This window comes from Streptomyces sp. NPDC085460 (genome assembly GCF_044541975.1).
In the GTDB taxonomy this organism is placed as follows: domain Bacteria; phylum Actinomycetota; class Actinomycetes; order Streptomycetales; family Streptomycetaceae; genus Streptomyces.
In genome coordinates this window covers 56,350-72,170 of the sequence record NZ_JBITTO010000021.1, presented here as the reverse complement: position 1 = coordinate 72,170, position 15,821 = coordinate 56,350, and the positions used below count along the sequence as shown (strand labels likewise).

Genomic DNA, 15,821 nt, shown 5'->3' with positions numbered 1-15,821 from the left:
CGCACTGGGCCTACGCCGGCCACGGCGCCACACCCGGCGAGTCCTGGCTCGCCGCCAACATCCGCCGCGACATCCAGCACAACCGCGAACACGCCAGAGAGATCCGAACCGAACTCGAAGCCGACGACACCAATGGGGAGTGGTGACCATGGCCCGCGCTCTGCCCGAGCGGTACCTCACGCCGACCGACCTTGCTGACCTCCTGGGCATCCCGCTGGAGACCGTCTACCAGTGGCGCCGCAAGCGGACCGGGCCTCGCGGCTTCCGCGTCGGTGTCCACCTCCGGTACGACCCGGAGGACGTCCGTACGTGGGTCGGCTCGCTGATGGATCAGGAGCGTGCCGCCTGATGGCCGGACACATCCAGGACCGCTGGTTCAAGACGGAGAACGGTCCCGACGGGAAGCCCCGCCGGGTGAAGAGCGAGCGCCACGGCTCCGGCATGCGGTACCGGGCCCGGTACGTCGGCCCCGACGGGACCGAGAAGTCGAAGAGCTTCCCCGACCGGCAGAAGCGTCTCGCCGATCAGTGGCTCGCCCAGGTCGAGGCGGACATGTCCCGGGGGCAGTACATCGATCCCCGCGCGAGCCGGATCACCTTCCAGCAGTACGGCGAGAAATGGCTCCGGAACCATCAGGCCGACCCGAACACGGGCTTCTCTATGGAGTCGCAGCTACGCCGTCATGCCTTCCCCTACATCGGCTCCAGGCCCCTCGGGTCCTTCAAGCCGGAGCACATTCGGGACTGGGTCGCGGACCTGACGGCGGCCGGAGTGGTCGGGTCGTACGCGCGGGTCATCTACTCCAACGTCCGCACCGTCCTGAACGCGGCCGTGGACGACGGCCACCTCCCGAAGAACCCGTGCTCCGCCCGCTCGGTGAAGGCGCCGGCCGTCGAGACCAAGCGCGTGGTTCCGTGGACCGCCGACCGTGTCTTCGCAGTCCGCGAGGCACTGCCCGACCGGTATCAGGCCATGGTCGACGTCGGCGCTGGGTGCGGGCTCCGGCAAGGCGAGATCCTGGGGCTGACCACCGACTCGATCGACTTCACGACGAACACCGTGCACGTCGTCCAGCAACTCAAGCTGAGCCGCAGCAAGCCGGTGTTCGCCCCGCCAAAGGGCGGCAAGCTCCGAGACGTCCCGCTTCCCGAGCCGGTCGCCGACGCGCTCCGCGCGCACCTGGCGAAGTTCCCGCCGGTCGATGTCACGCTGCCGTGGATGACCCAACGCGGGACACACGTGACCAAGCAGCTGGTCTTCACCGCTCCCTTGGGCAACCAGGTCTGGCGGAGCATGCTCAACACCGACCATTGGAAGCCCGCGCTCGCCGCGGCCGGCGTCATCCCTGAGCGGGAGGAGGGGCAGCAGAGCTACGTCTCCGCACGTGAGCACGGGATGCACGCGCTTCGCCACTTCTACGCCTCGGTCCTCCTGGACGCCGGGGAGAACATCAAGGCCCTGGCGGAGTACCTGGGACACTCCGACCCCGGCCTGACGCTACGGGTGTACGCCCACCTCATGCCCAGCAGCCGGGAACGAACACGGGCGGCAATCGCTGCGATCTTCGACGCCGGAACCCGGCCTTGACCTGGACAAACACGCAGCTCGTTAGGTCGTGCATGTTAGGCTCAACCCCTCGTTCCTGTTTAGAGGCGAGCCTAACTTGCACGAGCCCCCCACCTGGAACTGACAGGCAAAGTTGTTCGGAACGGTTTCCTAGCTCGCAGCCGAACAACATCCGAGGAAGTTGTTCGGAACGGTTTCCTGGAGTCAGACCAAACAACTTCCGGGATTTGTTCGGTACGGTTTCCTGTCTGCAGGCCGAACAAAATTTGAGGTGGATCTTGGGGAGACCGTCACGGGCGAGCGTCTACCAGAACATGGACGAGGCCATCCGGGAACTGCGAGAACGCTTCGGTGGGCTCCCTACCCCTGCCGAAGCCGAGGACATCTGGGCAGACCTCTGGCACGAGGAGGCGCACAACAGCACCGCCCTCGAAGGCAACACTCTCGTGCTTCGCGAGGTTGCAAAGCTCCTCGAAGACGGCAAGGCCGTCGGCGCCAAGCCGTTGCGCGACTACATGGAGGTGCGAGGGTACGGCGACGCCGCAAAGTGGGTGTACGGCCAGGCCCTTGAGCCTGGCGACTGGAGCGATGGCTCGATCATCACAGTCCAAGAGGTACGAAACATCCACCACGTACTCATGACACCTGTCTGGACTGTGGAGCCACATCCAGATGCCTCAGACTACGAGGGCCCCGGAAACTTCAGGCAGCACGAGATCGCCGCCTTCAGTGAGGGCATGAAGCCACCTCTGTGGACCGACGTCGACCACTTGATACGAAGCTGGGTCGATGATGCGGACGGCCTCCGCCGGCCAGACGATGAGGAGTCGATCCCCGAGAAGCTGGCTCGCCTGCACAACCGATTCGAACAGATCCATCCGTTTCTCGACGGCAACGGTCGCACAGGGCGTCTGGTCCTCAACCTGCTTCTCGGACGCCTGGGCTACCCCCCGGCGATCATCTACAAGCGCGATCGAGACAAATACCTCAAGGCGATGCAAAGAGCAGATAAGGGCGAATACGGCCCTCTGGCAGAGCTGATCGCCCGAAGTGTCACGACTAACCTCTATCGGTTCGTGCTGCCAGCGGTCGCAGGACCGGTGAAGCTTGTCCCCCTTGCGGCACTCGCGACCACCGAAATCTCAGAGAACGCCCTACGTGTTGCCGCTACCCGAGGGCGACTCAAGGCGGTAAAGGCAGAGGACGGGACATGGCGCAGTAGCCGCAACTGGCTGGAGCAGTACCAGGAATCGAAGTACCAGCGAGGCCAGAAGCGGGCCGACTAATCGCCTAACGGCCCACGAACGGCCCACCGGCACGAGCGAGGCCCCCACCTGCAGAGAAAACGCAGGTGGGGGCCTTGATCATGTCTGTAACTACTTCTTGCCCTGGTTCTTGACGGCCTCGATGGCGGCCGCCGCGGCCTCCGGGTCGAGGTAGGTGCCGCCCGGGTTGAGGGGCTTGAAGTTCTCGTCCAGCTCGTAGGAGAGCGGGATGCCGGTGGGGATGTTGAGGCCCGCGATGTCGGCGTCGGAGATGCCGTCGAGGTGCTTCACCAGGGCGCGGAGGCTGTTGCCGTGGGCGGCGACCAGGACCGTGCGGCCGGCGAGGAGGTCCGGGACGATGCCGTCGTACCAGTACGGGAGCATGCGCTCGACGACGTCCTTGAGGCACTCGGTCTGCGGGCGCAGCTCCGGCGGGATCGTCGCGTAGCGGGCGTCGCCGGCCTGGGAGTACGCGGCGTCGTCTGCGAGGGCCGGCGGCGGGGTGTCGTACGAGCGGCGCCACAGCATGAACTGCTCCTCGCCGAACTCCGCGAGGGTCTGCGCCTTGTCCTTGCCCTGGAGGGCGCCGTAGTGACGCTCGTTCAGGCGCCAGGAGCGGTGGACCGGGATCCAGTGGCGGTCCGCGGACTCCAGCGCGAGCTGGGCGGTGCGGATGGCGCGCTTCTGGAGGGAGGTGTGCAGGACGTCGGGGAGCAGGCCGGCGTCCTTGAGCAGCTCGCCGCCGCGCGTCGCCTCCTTCTCACCCTTCGCGGTGAGGTTCACGTCCACCCATCCGGTGAACAGATTCTTCTCGTTCCACTCGCTCTCGCCGTGGCGGAGGAGGATCAGCTTGTACGGTGCGTCGGCCATGCGTACGAGCCTAATGGACCGCTGACGATTGACGCGCGTCGTCAATTCGCTGGCGTCCGCCTACCGAGATGCGTAAGTTTCGAGAGCCGCATGAGGGACTTACAGCACGCAGGGGGCGCACCACACATGTCCATCGACTCGCTCAGACGATCGGCGCGTGCCACCGTCTCCGGCCTCCCGCAGGGCTTCTGGTGGCTCTGGCTGTCGACCTTGGTCAACAGGACCGGGGCCTTCGTCCTGACGTTCCTCTCCCTCTATCTGACGTCCGAGCTCGGGCACTCGGCGTGGTTCGCCGGCCTCGTCGTCGCCCTCCACGGCCTCGGCGGCGTCGCCGGTTCCCCGCTCGGCGGCGTGCTGACGGACCGCTGGGGCCGCCGGCCCACGATGGTCACCATGCACCTGGCGTCGGCCGCCTGCGCCGGCGCGCTCGCCTTCGTCACCAGCGCCTGGGGCGTGGCCCTCGTCGTCCTGCTGATGGGCGTCTCCATGCAGGCGGTCCGCCCCTCCATCAACGCGACGATCGCCGACATGGTCCCCGCCGACGACGTGCGCCGGGCGTACGCCCTCAACTACTGGGCCCTCAACCTCGGCTTCGCCGTCGCCTCCATCGCCGGCGGCGCCGCCGCGTTCCTCGGCTACCGCACGCTCTTCCTCGTCGACGCCGTCGCCACCACCCTCTGCGCGGTCATCGTCTTCCTGCGGCTGCCGGAGACCCGCCCCGAGCGTGCGGCGGCGAAGGCCGGGGAGAAGGCGGCCGAGGAGCGGGTGTCGATGCTCGACGTGCTGCGGGACGCGCCGTTCCGCACCCTCGTCCTGCTCAACCTGCTGGTCTGCGTGGTCTTCACCGCGCCCTGGATCGGGCTGCCGCTGACCATGGCCGAGCAGGGCCTGTCGCCGTCCTCGTACGGCATGGTGATCGCCGTCAACGGCATCGTGATCGTCGGCTTCCAGCTGCTGGTGAACAAGGTGACCGAGCGGCGCTCGCCGGTCGTCCTGCTGACCGTCTCCTCGCTGCTCTTCGCCGTCGGCACCGGCGCGACCGCGCTGGCCGGGTCGTCCGTCGCCTTCGCCGCGACCGTCGTCGTGTGGACGATCGGCGAGATGGTGCACGTGCCGACGAACGCCGCCGCCACCGCGCGGCTCGCCCCGGAGCACGCCCGGGGCCGCTACCAGGGCGTGATGGGCATGTCGTGGGCGGTCGCCGGTTTCGTCGCGCCGGTCCTGGCCGGCGCGGTCGTGGACGGTCCGGGTTCGGACGTCCTGTGGGCCGGCACCTTCGGCCTCGGCGTCCTCGCCGCCGTCGGCTACACCCTCCGGCTCCGCAGGGCGCTGTGCGAGGAGGATCCGGTGGATAAGGGGGAGAAGGGGGAGAAAGGGGAGGAGACGGTGGAGGCCGTGGTGCCCGGGCTGGAAGAGGTCCCGGAGAAGGCCGTCAGTCCCGCTCCGGTCCCGTCCCCGGCCCCGGTGCCGTCTCCGGCCCCGGCTCCGTCTTCCGCGTCAGGTTCCTGAAGGCGTCGAGGTTGCGCGTCGACTCCCCGCGGGAGACCCGCCAGGCGTACTCCCGCCGGATGGCCGACGCGAAGCCGAGTTCGAGCAGCGTGTTGAAGTCGCCGTCCGCCGCCTCCAGGACCGAGCCGAGCAGCCGGTCCAGCTCCTCCGGCGTGACGGCGGCCAGCGGGAGCTTGCCGGCGAGGTAGATGTCGCCGAGCGGGTCGATCGCGTAGCCCACCCCGTACAGCTTGAGGTTCCGTTCGAGGAGCCAGCGGTGGACGCCGGCCTCGTTCTCGTCGGGGTGGCGGACGACGAAGGCGTTGAGGGAGAGGGAGTGGCGGCCGAGGCGCAGCGAGAGCGTGGTGAAGAGCTTGCGGGTGCCGGGGAGCTTGACCACGTACGAGCCGGGCGCCGGGTTCTCCCACTCCAGCTCCGCCTCGGTGAGGGTGTCCTCGACGATCCGCCGTACGTCCCGCGCGTCCTGAGCGTCCTGAGCGTCAGCCATGGTGGGAGCGTACGCGACGGTGGTGCGCGCGCTGCCGGTGGTCGTGCATGGCGGCCGTGTACACGTCGGCGGTGGCCGAGGCGGCCGTGTCCCAGCCGAAGGACCCGGCGTGCCGGGCGGCCGCGGCGCCCATCCGGGCGGTGAGCTCCGGCTCGGCGGCGAAACGATCCAGCACGCGCGCGTAGTCGACGGGGTCGTGGCCCTGCACCAGGAAGCCGGTCCGCTCGTCCCGTACGGCGACGGGCAGACCGCCCACCGCGGCCGCGACGACCGGTGTGCCGGCCGCCTGCGCCTCGATCGCGACCAGGCCGAAGGACTCGCTGTACGAGGGCATGACGAGCACCGACGCGGCCCGGAACCAGTCCGCGAGCCGCTCCTGGCCCACCGGCGGGTGGAAGCGGACGAGGTCGGCGATGCCGAGGCGGGCGGCGAGCTTCTGGAGCTGCTCGGGCTTGGCGAGGCCGCTGCCGCTGGGCCCGCCGACCACCGGCACCACCATGCGGGAGCGCAGCGAGGGGTCGCGGTCGACCATCAGGGCGGCGGCGCGCAGCAGGATGTCCGGGGCCTTCAGCGGCTGGATGCGGCCGGCGAAGACGGGGACGAAGGCGTCCCGCGGCAGGCCGAGGCGGGCGCGGGCGGCGGCCCGGCCGTCGGCGGGCCGGAACCGGTCGAGGTTGACCCCCGGGTGGACGACCGCGATCTTGCCGGGGTCCGCCTCGTAGAAGCGGGCCAGCTCGTCGGCCTCCTCGGTGGTGTTGGCGATCAGCCGGTCGGCGGCGGCGACGATCTGCGTCTCGCCGATGACCCGGGCCGCGGGCTCGGGGGTGTCGCCCTCGGCCAGCGAGGCGTTCTTGACCTTGGCCATGGTGTGCATGGCGTGGACGAGCGGGACGCCCCACCGCTCGGCGGCGAGCCAGCCGACGTGGCCGGAGAGCCAGTAGTGCGAGTGGACGAGGTCGTAGTGGCCGGGGCGGTGGCCCGCCCACGCCTGCATCACGCCGTGCGTGAAGGCGCAGAGCTGGGCCGGCAGCTCCTCCTTGGCCAGCCCCTCGTACGGGCCGGCGTCCACGTGCCGCACCAGGACGCCGGGCGCCAGCTCGACCACCGGGGCGAGGCCGCCGGTGGTGGCCCGGGTGAAGATCTCGACCTCGATGTCGATCGCGGCGAGCCGCTTGGCGAGCTCGACGATGTAGACGTTCATGCCGCCCGCGTCGCCCGTGCCCGGCTGGTGGAGCGGGGAGGTGTGCACGGAGAGCATGGCCACCCGGCGCGGGGTCCGGGGGCGGCCCGGCAGCCGCAGCCGGGAGGTCGCTGCCGGATGCCGGTGCCGGGTGCCGGCGAACCGGGACACGTACTGGCTCACTGCGGCGGTCCTTCCGCGAGGGGGGCCTGGCCTGCGGACATGACAGGCGGAGGGCGCGGTCCACGTCCTCCGCCCCGCACAACACCGGAACGGCTCCTTTCATTTCCGCCGCCCCCGGCGCTTTGCCAATTCATTACGCGATGGCCTCCCGGCGCCTCCCGCTCCGTATCCTCGTCCCATGGCCCCGCGCACCACCCGCCCCGTCGGCACCCCGACCCGCGGGACCACCAACCCGAACCGGCTGCGCCGCATGGACCGCTGGATCGCCGCCGTCCACGGCCCGGCCCTGCGCCGCTCCCCCGAACCGCCCGTCGCCGTCGACCTCGGGTACGGGGCCGCGCCCTGGACCGCCGTGGAGCTCCTCGCCCGGCTGCGCACCGCCGAGCCCCGCACCCGGCTGTACGGCATCGAGATCGAGCCCGCCCGGGTCGAGGCCGCGAAGCCGTACGAGGGCGAGGGGCTGTCCTTCGTACACGGCGGCTTCGAGGTCCCCGTACCGGGCGCGCCCGCGCTGATCCGGGCCGCGAACGTGCTGCGCCAGTACGACGAGGAGCAGGTCGCGGCCGTGTGGGAGCGGCTGTGCGGGCGGCTCGCGCCGGGCGGGCTGCTCGTCGAGGGGACCTGCGACGAGATCGGGCGCCGGCACGTCTGGGTGGCGCTCGACCGGGGCGGGCCGCGCACAGTCACCTTCGCGACCCGGCTCGGCTCCCTCGACCGCCCCTCCGACCTCGCCGAGCGCCTGCCGAAGGCGCTGATCCACCGCAACGTGCCCGGCGAGCCGGTCCACGCCTTCCTGCGGGACTTCGACCGGGCCTGGGCGGCGGCGGCCCCGTACGCCTCCCTGGGCGCCCGGCAGCGCTGGGTCCGCTCGGTCCGCGACCTGGCCGGGGAGTGGCCGGTCGTGGACGGCCCGAAGCGGTGGCGCCAGGGCGAGGTGACGCTCCACTGGGACGCGCTGGCACCGGGCGGGGGCTAGGCGGGCGGCGGCTGAGCCGGGCGGGCCGGGGCTGAGCCGGGCCGGGGCTGAGGCAGGTGAGCGGGGGCTGAGGCCGGTGAGCAGGGGCTGAGCACGTCCCCTCCGCGCCGACGGTCCGGGTGACTCCCGGGTGTCCTGGAGACCACCGGCGCACCACATTCCTCTCCCGCGCCCCCGGGAGGGGAACGTCACCCGCCCATCGACCGTCACTCTGGCGGGGTACCTGTCGTTTTCCCGTTCCGCGTGGCACTATCGCCAGGACCACCACAAGTTACTGACGGTAAATCAGAAAGTGGCCGAGGGGGTACCCGGTCACGAGGGGGAACCAGTGAACCGACGACGCCGACGTCCGTACGCCGCCGCCGCGGTCACCGTGGCCTGCGCCCTGGCCCTGCTGGCCACCCCGGCGCTCACCCTCCAGGCCGCCGCCGCCCCGCTCCCGCCGCCCCCGCCGAAGAAGACCCTCGAACAGGTCCGTACCGAGATCGACGTGCTGTACCGGCAGGCGGCCTCCGCCACCGACGCATACAACCTCGCCGAGGAGCGCACCGAGAAGCAGTCCGCCGAGATCGTCCGGCTCGCCCGCATGATCGAGAGCGGCCGCAAGCGGATCGACACGCTCAAGGCCCAGGCCGGCGCCACCGCCCGCGCCCAGTACCGCAACGGCGGCATCCCCGACAGCGCCCAGCTCGTCCTCACCGGCGACCCGCAGCTCTTCCTCGACACCGCCGGCCGGCTCCGCGAGGGCGCCAAGGCCACCACCGACCTCATCGGCGAACTCTCCCGCGCCCAGGCCGAGCTGAACACGTACGCGAGCGAGGCCGGCGACCACTGGACCACGCTGGAGGCCGACCGCGTCCGGCAGGCCGAGGCGAAGAAGGAGATCAACGGCAAGATCGCCGCCGCGAAGAAGCTGGAGAGCGAGCTCGCCGCCGAGGAGCGCGAGCGGCTGCGCCGCATGGAGGAACTGGCCCGGCAGCAGGCCCAGACGAAGTGGCTCGGCTCCGGCATCCTCGCCGAACTCACCACCGAGGCCACCCCCGAGGGCCGCGAGGCGATCGAGTCCGCCCTCGCCCAGGTCGGCAAGCCGTACGTGTGGGGGGCCGAGGGCCCCGACTCCTTCGACTGCTCCGGACTGACCCAGTCCGCCTGGGGCGCCGCCGGCAAGTCGATCCCGCGCACCTCCCAGGAGCAGTGGCGGCTGCTGCCCCGCGTGCAGCCGAAGGACATGCGCCCCGGCGACCTGATCGTGTACTTCCAGGACGCCAGCCACATCGGCATGTACATCGGCGACGGGAAGATGGTCCACGCGCCGCGCCCCGGGCGGAACGTCACCGTCGCCGGCGCCGGCTCGATGGACATCCTCGGCATCGTCCGCCCGAACTGACGAGGGCGGCGCGGCGGAGCGGTGGCGCGGCCGCGCTCCCGCTCCCGCGCGACCTGACAGATCGCCCCGAGTGACCTTTCTCATGGGCCCAGGACGCACCCGTGCCTGCTCGGGGCGCAACTACCTCCCCTTCCGCGGCATATGCCAGCGCGTGCCGGGCCGCCCGTGGAGTGATCGCCATTCCGCTGCGCGCCGCACTGCCGCTATGGTCCCGGACGGGCGGGACGCCACCCGGCGCCCGGCGCACCCTCGGGGGAGGGAAGGAAACCCGAACCGATGCCCGTATCCGTACCGCGCCAGAGAATCGTCTCTGCTGCGGGGCAAGGCGAGACCACCGCCATGGACGCCACCGCTGTGACAGACACAGGAACAGGCACAGGAACAGGAACACCCACCGGCGCGGAAGCCCCCGCGACGGCCGACCGCGACCGCACCGACCTCACCCTCCTGGTCGTCGAGGACGACCCGGCGGGTGCCCTCGCCGTACCCGAACTGCTCGACGCGGCCGGCGCCTCCGGCACCCGGATCCGCATCCGTACCGCCCGCAACCTCACCGAGGCCGAGCGGCTCCTCACCGACGACGTGCACTGCGTGCTCGTCGACCTCTCGCTGCCCGCGCCCCGCGGCGCGGCCGGCGAGGACCCGCTCGCCCCGCTGCGGCACGTCCTGCGCCTCGCGCCCCGGCACGCCGTCCTCGCCCTCGCCCCCTCCGCCGACCCCGAGCTGGCCGCGGAGGCGGTCCGGGTCGGCGCCCAGGACCACCTCTTCCGCGAGGAGCTGGACGGCCGGCTGCTGAGCCGCGCCATCCGGTACGCGGTCGAGCGCAAGCGCAACGACGCCGCCAAGGTGAAGCTCGCCGAGTCCCGGCTGCGCGCCCAGGAGAACGCCCGCCTGGAGCGCGGTCTGCTGCCCACCCCGCTCCTGGACGGCTCCGACCTGGCCTTCGCGGCCAGCTACCGGCCCGGCCGGTCCCGGGCGCTGCTCGGCGGCGACTTCTACGACGTGGTCCGCACCCCGGACGGCACCGTCCACGCCATGATCGGCGACGTCTGCGGCCACGGCCCGGACGAGGCCGCCCTCGGCGTCGAGCTGCGGATCGCCTGGCGCGCCCTGACCTTCGCCGGGCTCTGCGGGGACGAGCTGCTCTCCACCCTCCAGCAGGTCCTGGAGCACGAGCGGGAGAGCGAGGAGATCTTCGCGACGCTCTGCACGGTCGACATCGCGCCCGACGGGCGCCGGGCCGGGCTCTGCCTGGCCGGGCACCCGGCCCCGCTCGTCGCCCAGCGGGGCGGGACCGCGCGGCTCCTGCCGTACGAGGACGGCGGCCCGGCCCTGGGCCTGCTGCCGCGCGCCCGCTGGCCGCGCCGGCAGGTCGAGCTGGGCGGGGCGTGGAGCCTGCTCCTCTACACCGACGGCCTGATCGAGGGCCGGACGGCGGGCCCCGGCTCGCCGCGGCTCGGGCAGGACGGGATGGTCGGGATGATCAACCGGCAGCTGGCCGGCGGCCTGCACGGCGAGGCGCTGCTCGAATCGGCGATGGCCGAGGCGCGGGCGCTGAACGGCGGCGAGCTGACGGACGACGTGGCGCTCCTGGCCCTGGAACGGGGCGGGGCCCGGGGATAGTCCCCGGGCCCCTGCGGCCGTACGTGCCGTGCGTGCTCCGTACGCCGTGCCTGCTCCGTACGCCGTGCGTCCGTGCTCGACGGCGGTCGGTGTCTACCGGCCGCCGTTGTAGGGGCCGTACGGCCCGTCGCTGCTGGAGCCGCCGCGCCGGCCGCCACCGCCTCCGCCCATGACCTGCTTGAGGGCGGGCCGGACGTCCACCATGAAGACGATCGCGGCGATCAGGCCGGCGATCAGGAGGAAGAGCAGGCCCGGCAGGAGGAGGTTCAGGGCGAGGTTGACCCCGAGCAGGATCAGCCAGAACTTCTTCGTCTGCTTGTCCGCGGCCCGGTAGGCGTCCTCGCGGACCATCGCCGCGATGACGAACGAGGCGATCGCGAAGCCGGTGAAGACCAGGAACATCAGCAGGTTGAGGGTGTTGTCGAACCGGTCCATCAGCATGCTGAACACCGCCTAGGGGGTCATGGGTACGTACGCCTCGCGGTCAAGGTACCCGTTTCAACGCGTGCGGCCCCAGAAATCGTGCCCGGGTCCGCTATTCGGCCTCGGCGGAGGCCGTGCCGGCGGCGGCCGGCTTCTTGGCGGGGGTCTTGCGGGCGGCGGGCTTGCGCGCGGCGGGCGTCTTCTTCGCCACCGGCTCCTCGGCGGCCACCGGGTCCTCGGCGGCCACGGGGTCCTCGGCGGCCACAGTCCCCGCCGTGGCCCCGGACTCCGCCGCCGTCTCCGACCGCTCGTCCGCCGCCGTCTCCGGCTCCGTCACCGACTCCGGCTCGACCACGACGGCGATCTCGGTGATCGCGTCCGCCGTCTCGCCGCGCCAGGCGCGGACGGTCTCCTCGCCGCGGGCGGCGACCTCCTCGTACTTCTCGCGCGCCTTGACGGCGTACTCGGCGGCCACGCCGACACCCCGCAGGGCCAGGTCCTGGGCGGTCTCGCCGAGCTTCTTGAGGTCGGTGTCGAGCACCCCGACGACCTCGGCGACCTTCGCCTGGACGACGGCCTGGGCCTCCTTGGCCCGGTCGGTCACCTTCTCCTGCACGGCCTTGGGGTCGGTGTTCCGGACGGCGTCGATCCGGCCGGGCGCCTCGGCGGCCAGCTGCTCGATCAGGCCGGGCACCTTCCTGGCCTGCTGCACGGCGAGCTCGGCGGTGCCGGCGGCGAAGTAGAGGGGGGTACGCAGTTCGTCGATGATGGGCATGCTGGTGGTCCTCCCGGTGGACGTACTGGCTAGCTCGAGGGCGGCATGGCATCGGGGGCGGTGTCCTCCGCCGCGTTCTCCGCGGTGTCCTCCGCCGCGTTCTCCGCCGCGTTCTCCTTGCGGAAGGAGTCGTAGATCTGGAGCAGCACCTGCTTCTGCCGCTCGCTGATCGAGGGATCGGCCAGGATGACGGCGCGCGTCTCCAGCTCGTCCCGCTCCCGCTCGTCGAGGATCCCGGCCCGTACGTAGAGCGTCTCGGCCGAGATCCGCAGCGCCTTGGCGACCTGCTGGAGCACCTCGGCGCTGGGCTTGCGCAGCCCGCGCTCGATCTGGCTCAGGTACGGGTTCGAGACCCCGGCCGCGTCGGCGAGCTGCCGGAGCGAGAGCTGCGCGGTGCGCCGCTGCTCGCGCAGGTACTCGCCGAGGCTGCCGAGATTGCCGACGTTGAGCGATGCCATGCTCCGTACCCTGCCACCGCTTGCTAACTATTGCAAGCACATGCTTGCTGAAGTGCGCGCGCCGCGCACGGCCGACGGCCGGGGGCGGGGCGCCGGTACCGTGAAGGGCGTGACGACCCGCATACCGCTCGACGACCTCCGGCGCCTGCGCAAGGCGCGGGACCAGATGGACCGGGACTACACGCAGCCGCTGGACGTGCCGGCGCTCGCGCGGACGGCGCTGATGTCCGCCGGGCACTTCGCGCGGAGCTTCCGCAGCGCCTTCGGGGAGACCCCGTACAGCTATCTGATGACCCGGCGGATCGAGCGCGCCAAGGCGCTGCTGCGGCGCGGCGACCTGTCGGTGACGGACGTCTGCATGGAGGTGGGGTGTACGTCGCTGGGCTCGTTCAGCTCGCGCTTCACCCAGTTGGTGGGCGAGACGCCGAGCGCCTACCGGGCGCGCGAGCACGGCGCCGACGCGGGGCTGCCCGCCTGCGTCGCCAAGGTGGTCACGCGACCGGTCAGGAACGGAGAAGCGCGGCCCGGCGGCGCTCCCTAGCGTGGAGCCCATGGACATCAACCTGCACCAGTGCTTCATCGCCGTCGACGACCACGAGGCCGCCCTCGGCTTCTACCGCGACGCGCTCGGCTTCGAGATCCGCAAGGACGTGGACTTCGGCGGCATGCGCTGGGTGACCCTCGGGTCGCCCGCGCAGCCGGACGTCGAGATCGTCCTCGAACCGCCGCTGGCCGACCCCGGCGCCACCGAGGAGGACCGCAAGGCCGTCACCGAGCTCCTCGCCAAGGGCCTTCTCCGCGGGGTCAACCTCCGCACCGCCGACCTCGACGCCGCCTTCGAGAAGGTCCGGGCGGCCGGCGCCGACGTGCTCCAGGAGCCGGTGGACCAGCCGTACGGCGTCCGCGACTGCGCCTTCCGCGACCCGGCCGGCAACATGATCCGGATCGCCCAGGCGTGACGTGAGCCCCCAACCGTCCCGTTCCGGACCGTCCGGAACGGGACGGTTCTGGCTACCCTGGCGGACATGACCGCCATGAGCCCCCGCCGCAGCGAGCCCGACCTCTCCTACCTCCTCGACCACACCAGTCACGTCCTGCGCACCCGCATGGCGACGGAGCTGGCGGAGATCGGGCTCACCGCCCGGATGCACTGCGTCCTCGTCCACGCCCTGGAGGAGGAGCGGACCCAGGCGCAGCTCGCCGAGATCGGCGACATGGACAAGACGACCATGGTCGTCACCGTGGACGCCCTGGAGAAGGCCGGGCTCGCGGAGCGGCAGCCGTCCAGCACGGACCGGCGGGCGCGGATCATCGCCGTGACCGAGGCGGGCGCGCGGGTCGCCGAGGAGAGCCGGCGGATCGTGGACGGCGTCCACGCGCAGGCCCTCGACTCGCTCCCGGACGAGGAGCGGGAGGTGCTGGTGCGCGCGCTGGGGAAGCTGGCGGAAGGGCATCTGAGGACGCCGGCCGAGGGGCCGACGGCCACGCGCAGGGCCCGCCAGAAGAGCTGAGACCCCGCCCCCGAGGGAACCGACCACGACCGACCCGACTACGACCGACCCGACCGCGCCCCCGGAAACCGACCCCAGATTTCCTCTCCTAAAAAATAGTCCGCAACAAAACCTTCTGCTAGCGTCTCTCCTGTCGCACCCTTCGACAGGAGAGATCCCATGCGTGCCCACACCCATGCCCTCGCCCTCGGCGTCCTCGCCAGCGCCATGCTCATGACCGTCCTCGACGGCAGCATCGTCACCGTCGCCATGCCCGCCATCCAGGCCGACCTCGGCTTCACCCCGGCCGGTCTGAGCTGGGTCGTCAACGCCTACCTGATCTCCTTCGGCGCGCTCCTCCTGCTCGCCGGACGGCTCGGCGACCTCATCGGACGCAAGCGGGTGTTCCTCGCCGGGACCGCCGTCTTCACCAGTGCGTCGCTCCTGGCCGCCGTCGCCGGCTCCCCCGAAGTCCTCATCGCCGCCCGCTTCCTCCAGGGCGCCGGCAGCGCGATGTCCTCGGCCGTCAGCCTCGGCATCCTCGTCACGCTCTTCACCGAACCGCGCGAACGCGCCCGCGCCATCGCCGTGTTCAGCTTCACCGGCGCCGCCGGCGCCTCCCTCGGCCAGGTCCTCGGCGGCCTCCTGACCGACGCCCTCTCCTGGAACTGGATCTTCTTCATCAACCTGCCCATCGGCGCCACCGCGATCGCCCTCGCCGCCCGCGCCCTCCCCGCCGACCGGGGTCAGGGCCTGCGCGCGGGCGCCGACGCGCTCGGCGCGCTGCTGGTCACCGCGGGCCTGACCACCGGCATCTACGCGGTCGTGCGGATCGAGGAGTACGGCGCCGGCTCCGCCCACACCCTCGGCCTCGGCGCGCTCGCCCTCGCCCTGCTCGCCGGCTTCCTGGTCCGCCAGCGCCGGGCTACGACACCCCTGATGCCGCTGCGGATCCTCCGCTCCCGCGCGGTCGCCGGCGCCAACCTGGTCCAGCTGCTCATGGTCGCCGCCCTGTTCTCCTTCCAGGTCCTCGTCGCCCTCTACCTCCAGAAGGTCCAGGGGTACGGCGCCACCGCGACCGGCCTCGCCATGCTGCCCGCCGCCCTGGTCATCGGCGCCGTCTCGCTCGGCGTCGCGGCCCGGCTCATCACCCGCTTCGGCGAGCGCGCGGTGCTGCTCGCCGGGATCACGCTCCTCGTCGGCGTGCTCGGCCTGCTGACCCGGGTGCCCGTGCACGCCTCGTACGCCGTCGACCTGCTCCCGGTGATGCTGCTCGCCGCCGGTTTCGGCCTGGCGCTGCCCGCCCTCACCGCGCTCGGCATGTCGGGCGCCGACGAGGCCGACGCGGGCCTGGCCTCCGGGCTCTTCAACACCACGCAGCAGATCGGCATGGCGCTCGGCGTCGCCGTCCTGACCACCCTCGCCGCCGCCCGCACCGAGGCGCTGGACGCGGCGGGCCGGACCGCCGCGGAGGCCCTGACCGGCGGCTACCGGCTCGCCTTCGCCGTCGGTACGGGACTGCTGCTCGCCGCGCTCGCGGTCGCGGCGACCGTGCTCCGCCCCCGGAAGACCCCCACCCCGACCGCGCCGGCCGCCTCCGCGTCCGGCATCACCACGGCCGCCTGACCG

Annotated in this window: 17 protein-coding genes and 1 pseudogene; 12 read left to right on the top strand and 6 right to left on the bottom strand. The window is 71.9% G+C overall.

The window, feature by feature from the left end:
• The 4 genes and pseudogenes from ACIGHB_RS33815 to ACIGHB_RS33800 all read left to right on the top strand — a co-directional run.
• Positions 1 to 146, top strand: a pseudogene (locus tag ACIGHB_RS33815) (replication initiation protein); the annotation flags it as partial.
• 2 nt (positions 147 to 148) lie between these two features.
• Complete coding sequence (locus ACIGHB_RS33810) at positions 149 to 349, top strand: helix-turn-helix domain-containing protein (protein ID WP_399918626.1); 201 nt, start codon at positions 149 to 151, stop codon at positions 347 to 349.
• Positions 349 to 1,587 (top strand): tyrosine-type recombinase/integrase, encoded by a 1,239-nt coding sequence (locus tag ACIGHB_RS33805; RefSeq protein WP_399918624.1) that lies wholly within the window; start codon positions 349 to 351, stop codon positions 1,585 to 1,587. Before ACIGHB_RS33810 ends, ACIGHB_RS33805 begins: the two co-directional genes overlap by 1 nt.
• A 293-nt stretch (positions 1,588 to 1,880) precedes the next feature.
• Entirely contained in the window at positions 1,881 to 2,852 is a 972-nt protein-coding gene (locus tag ACIGHB_RS33800; protein WP_399918622.1) for a Fic family protein, read from the top strand.
• 90 nt (positions 2,853 to 2,942) lie between these two features.
• Here ACIGHB_RS33800 and ACIGHB_RS33795 read toward each other — a convergent pair whose 3' ends face one another.
• Positions 2,943 to 3,701 carry a phosphoglyceromutase gene (locus ACIGHB_RS33795; protein WP_399918620.1) on the bottom strand — a complete coding sequence of 253 codons (759 nt, stop codon included), beginning with the start codon at positions 3,699 to 3,701 and terminating at the stop codon, positions 2,943 to 2,945.
• Positions 3,702 to 3,827: 126 nt separating this feature from the next.
• Here ACIGHB_RS33795 and ACIGHB_RS33790 point away from each other — a divergent pair, with 126 nt between their 5' ends.
• The gene (locus ACIGHB_RS33790) at positions 3,828 to 5,210 is read left to right on the top strand and encodes an MDR family MFS transporter (RefSeq protein ID WP_399918617.1); all 1,383 of its coding nucleotides are present in this window, start codon (positions 3,828 to 3,830) and stop codon (positions 5,208 to 5,210) included.
• On the opposite strand, the gene ACIGHB_RS33785 is transcribed toward ACIGHB_RS33790, so the two are convergent.
• Both ACIGHB_RS33785 and mshA read right to left on the bottom strand, forming a co-directional pair.
• Positions 5,134 to 5,697 (bottom strand): YbjN domain-containing protein, encoded by a 564-nt coding sequence (locus ACIGHB_RS33785; protein WP_399918615.1) that lies wholly within the window; start codon positions 5,695 to 5,697, stop codon positions 5,134 to 5,136. The two genes, ACIGHB_RS33790 and ACIGHB_RS33785, sit on opposite strands and share 77 nt — an antisense overlap.
• Positions 5,690 to 7,060 carry a D-inositol-3-phosphate glycosyltransferase gene (mshA, locus tag ACIGHB_RS33780; RefSeq protein ID WP_360308290.1) on the bottom strand — a complete coding sequence of 457 codons (1,371 nt, stop codon included), beginning with the start codon at positions 7,058 to 7,060 and terminating at the stop codon, positions 5,690 to 5,692. The genes ACIGHB_RS33785 and mshA overlap by 8 nt, the downstream gene beginning before the upstream one ends.
• A 178-nt stretch (positions 7,061 to 7,238) precedes the next feature.
• On the opposite strand from mshA, the gene ACIGHB_RS33775 reads away from it, so the two are divergent.
• The 3 genes from ACIGHB_RS33775 (at position 7,239) to ACIGHB_RS33765 (ending at position 11,046) form a co-directional block, all read left to right on the top strand.
• A complete protein-coding gene (locus tag ACIGHB_RS33775; RefSeq protein ID WP_399918613.1) occupies positions 7,239 to 8,036 on the top strand; it encodes a class I SAM-dependent methyltransferase in 798 nt (265 codons plus the stop codon).
• Positions 8,037 to 8,364: 328 nt separating this feature from the next.
• The gene (locus ACIGHB_RS33770; protein WP_399918611.1) at positions 8,365 to 9,423 is read left to right on the top strand and encodes a C40 family peptidase; all 1,059 of its coding nucleotides are present in this window, start codon (positions 8,365 to 8,367) and stop codon (positions 9,421 to 9,423) included.
• Between the two features lie 339 nt (positions 9,424 to 9,762).
• A complete protein-coding gene (locus ACIGHB_RS33765) occupies positions 9,763 to 11,046 on the top strand; it encodes a PP2C family protein-serine/threonine phosphatase (protein ID WP_399918608.1) in 1,284 nt (427 codons plus the stop codon).
• A gap of 93 nt (positions 11,047 to 11,139) precedes the next feature.
• On the opposite strand, the gene ACIGHB_RS33760 is transcribed toward ACIGHB_RS33765, so the two are convergent.
• From ACIGHB_RS33760 to ACIGHB_RS33750, 3 genes are all read right to left on the bottom strand, one after another.
• On the bottom strand, positions 11,140 to 11,487 hold the full coding sequence (locus ACIGHB_RS33760) for a DUF2516 family protein (protein ID WP_388867411.1): 348 nt from the start codon (positions 11,485 to 11,487) through the stop codon (positions 11,140 to 11,142).
• A gap of 94 nt (positions 11,488 to 11,581) precedes the next feature.
• Entirely contained in the window at positions 11,582 to 12,244 is a 663-nt protein-coding gene (locus ACIGHB_RS33755; RefSeq protein ID WP_399918606.1) for a hypothetical protein, read from the bottom strand.
• A 29-nt stretch (positions 12,245 to 12,273) separates the two neighbouring features.
• On the bottom strand, positions 12,274 to 12,702 hold the full coding sequence (locus tag ACIGHB_RS33750; protein WP_399918604.1) for a helix-turn-helix domain-containing protein: 429 nt from the start codon (positions 12,700 to 12,702) through the stop codon (positions 12,274 to 12,276).
• 121 nt (positions 12,703 to 12,823) lie between these two features.
• On the opposite strand from ACIGHB_RS33750, the gene ACIGHB_RS33745 reads away from it, so the two are divergent.
• The 4 genes from ACIGHB_RS33745 to ACIGHB_RS33730 all read left to right on the top strand — a co-directional run bounded on the left by ACIGHB_RS33745 (position 12,824) and on the right by ACIGHB_RS33730 (position 15,818).
• Positions 12,824 to 13,243 carry a helix-turn-helix transcriptional regulator gene (locus ACIGHB_RS33745; RefSeq protein ID WP_392334190.1) on the top strand — a complete coding sequence of 140 codons (420 nt, stop codon included), beginning with the start codon at positions 12,824 to 12,826 and terminating at the stop codon, positions 13,241 to 13,243.
• 10 nt (positions 13,244 to 13,253) lie between these two features.
• The gene (locus tag ACIGHB_RS33740; protein WP_360308269.1) at positions 13,254 to 13,661 is read left to right on the top strand and encodes a VOC family protein; all 408 of its coding nucleotides are present in this window, start codon (positions 13,254 to 13,256) and stop codon (positions 13,659 to 13,661) included.
• A 66-nt stretch (positions 13,662 to 13,727) separates the two neighbouring features.
• On the top strand, positions 13,728 to 14,213 hold the full coding sequence (locus ACIGHB_RS33735) for a MarR family winged helix-turn-helix transcriptional regulator (RefSeq protein WP_360308266.1): 486 nt from the start codon (positions 13,728 to 13,730) through the stop codon (positions 14,211 to 14,213).
• Between the two features lie 159 nt (positions 14,214 to 14,372).
• Positions 14,373 to 15,818: an MFS transporter gene (locus ACIGHB_RS33730; RefSeq protein WP_399918602.1), complete on the top strand. Its 1,446-nt coding sequence runs from the start codon at positions 14,373 to 14,375 to the stop codon at positions 15,816 to 15,818.
• Positions 15,819 to 15,821: the final 3 nt, after the last annotated feature.

Excerpts from the sequence above, each read along its gene's own strand:
- ACIGHB_RS33775 (WP_399918613.1), top strand. The coding sequence starts at position 7,239 with ATGGCCCCGCGCACCACCCGCCCCGTCGGCACCCCGACCCGCGGGACC.
- ACIGHB_RS33805 (WP_399918624.1), top strand. The coding sequence starts at position 349 with ATGGCCGGACACATCCAGGACCGCTGGTTCAAGACGGAGAACGGTCCC.
- ACIGHB_RS33785 (WP_399918615.1), bottom strand. The coding sequence starts at position 5,697 with ATGGCTGACGCTCAGGACGCTCAGGACGCGCGGGACGTACGGCGGATC.
- ACIGHB_RS33800 (WP_399918622.1), top strand. The coding sequence starts at position 1,881 with ATGGACGAGGCCATCCGGGAACTGCGAGAACGCTTCGGTGGGCTCCCT.
- ACIGHB_RS33750 (WP_399918604.1), bottom strand. The coding sequence starts at position 12,702 with ATGGCATCGCTCAACGTCGGCAATCTCGGCAGCCTCGGCGAGTACCTG.
- ACIGHB_RS33755 (WP_399918606.1), bottom strand. The coding sequence starts at position 12,244 with ATGCCCATCATCGACGAACTGCGTACCCCCCTCTACTTCGCCGCCGGC.
- ACIGHB_RS33810 (WP_399918626.1), top strand. The coding sequence starts at position 149 with ATGGCCCGCGCTCTGCCCGAGCGGTACCTCACGCCGACCGACCTTGCT.
- ACIGHB_RS33795 (WP_399918620.1), bottom strand. The coding sequence starts at position 3,701 with ATGGCCGACGCACCGTACAAGCTGATCCTCCTCCGCCACGGCGAGAGC.
- ACIGHB_RS33760 (WP_388867411.1), bottom strand. The coding sequence starts at position 11,487 with ATGCTGATGGACCGGTTCGACAACACCCTCAACCTGCTGATGTTCCTG.
- ACIGHB_RS33765 (WP_399918608.1), top strand. The coding sequence starts at position 9,763 with ATGGACGCCACCGCTGTGACAGACACAGGAACAGGCACAGGAACAGGA.
- ACIGHB_RS33730 (WP_399918602.1), top strand. The coding sequence starts at position 14,373 with ATGCGTGCCCACACCCATGCCCTCGCCCTCGGCGTCCTCGCCAGCGCC.
- ACIGHB_RS33740 (WP_360308269.1), top strand. The coding sequence starts at position 13,254 with ATGGACATCAACCTGCACCAGTGCTTCATCGCCGTCGACGACCACGAG.
- ACIGHB_RS33735 (WP_360308266.1), top strand. The coding sequence starts at position 13,728 with ATGACCGCCATGAGCCCCCGCCGCAGCGAGCCCGACCTCTCCTACCTC.
- ACIGHB_RS33790 (WP_399918617.1), top strand. The coding sequence starts at position 3,828 with ATGTCCATCGACTCGCTCAGACGATCGGCGCGTGCCACCGTCTCCGGC.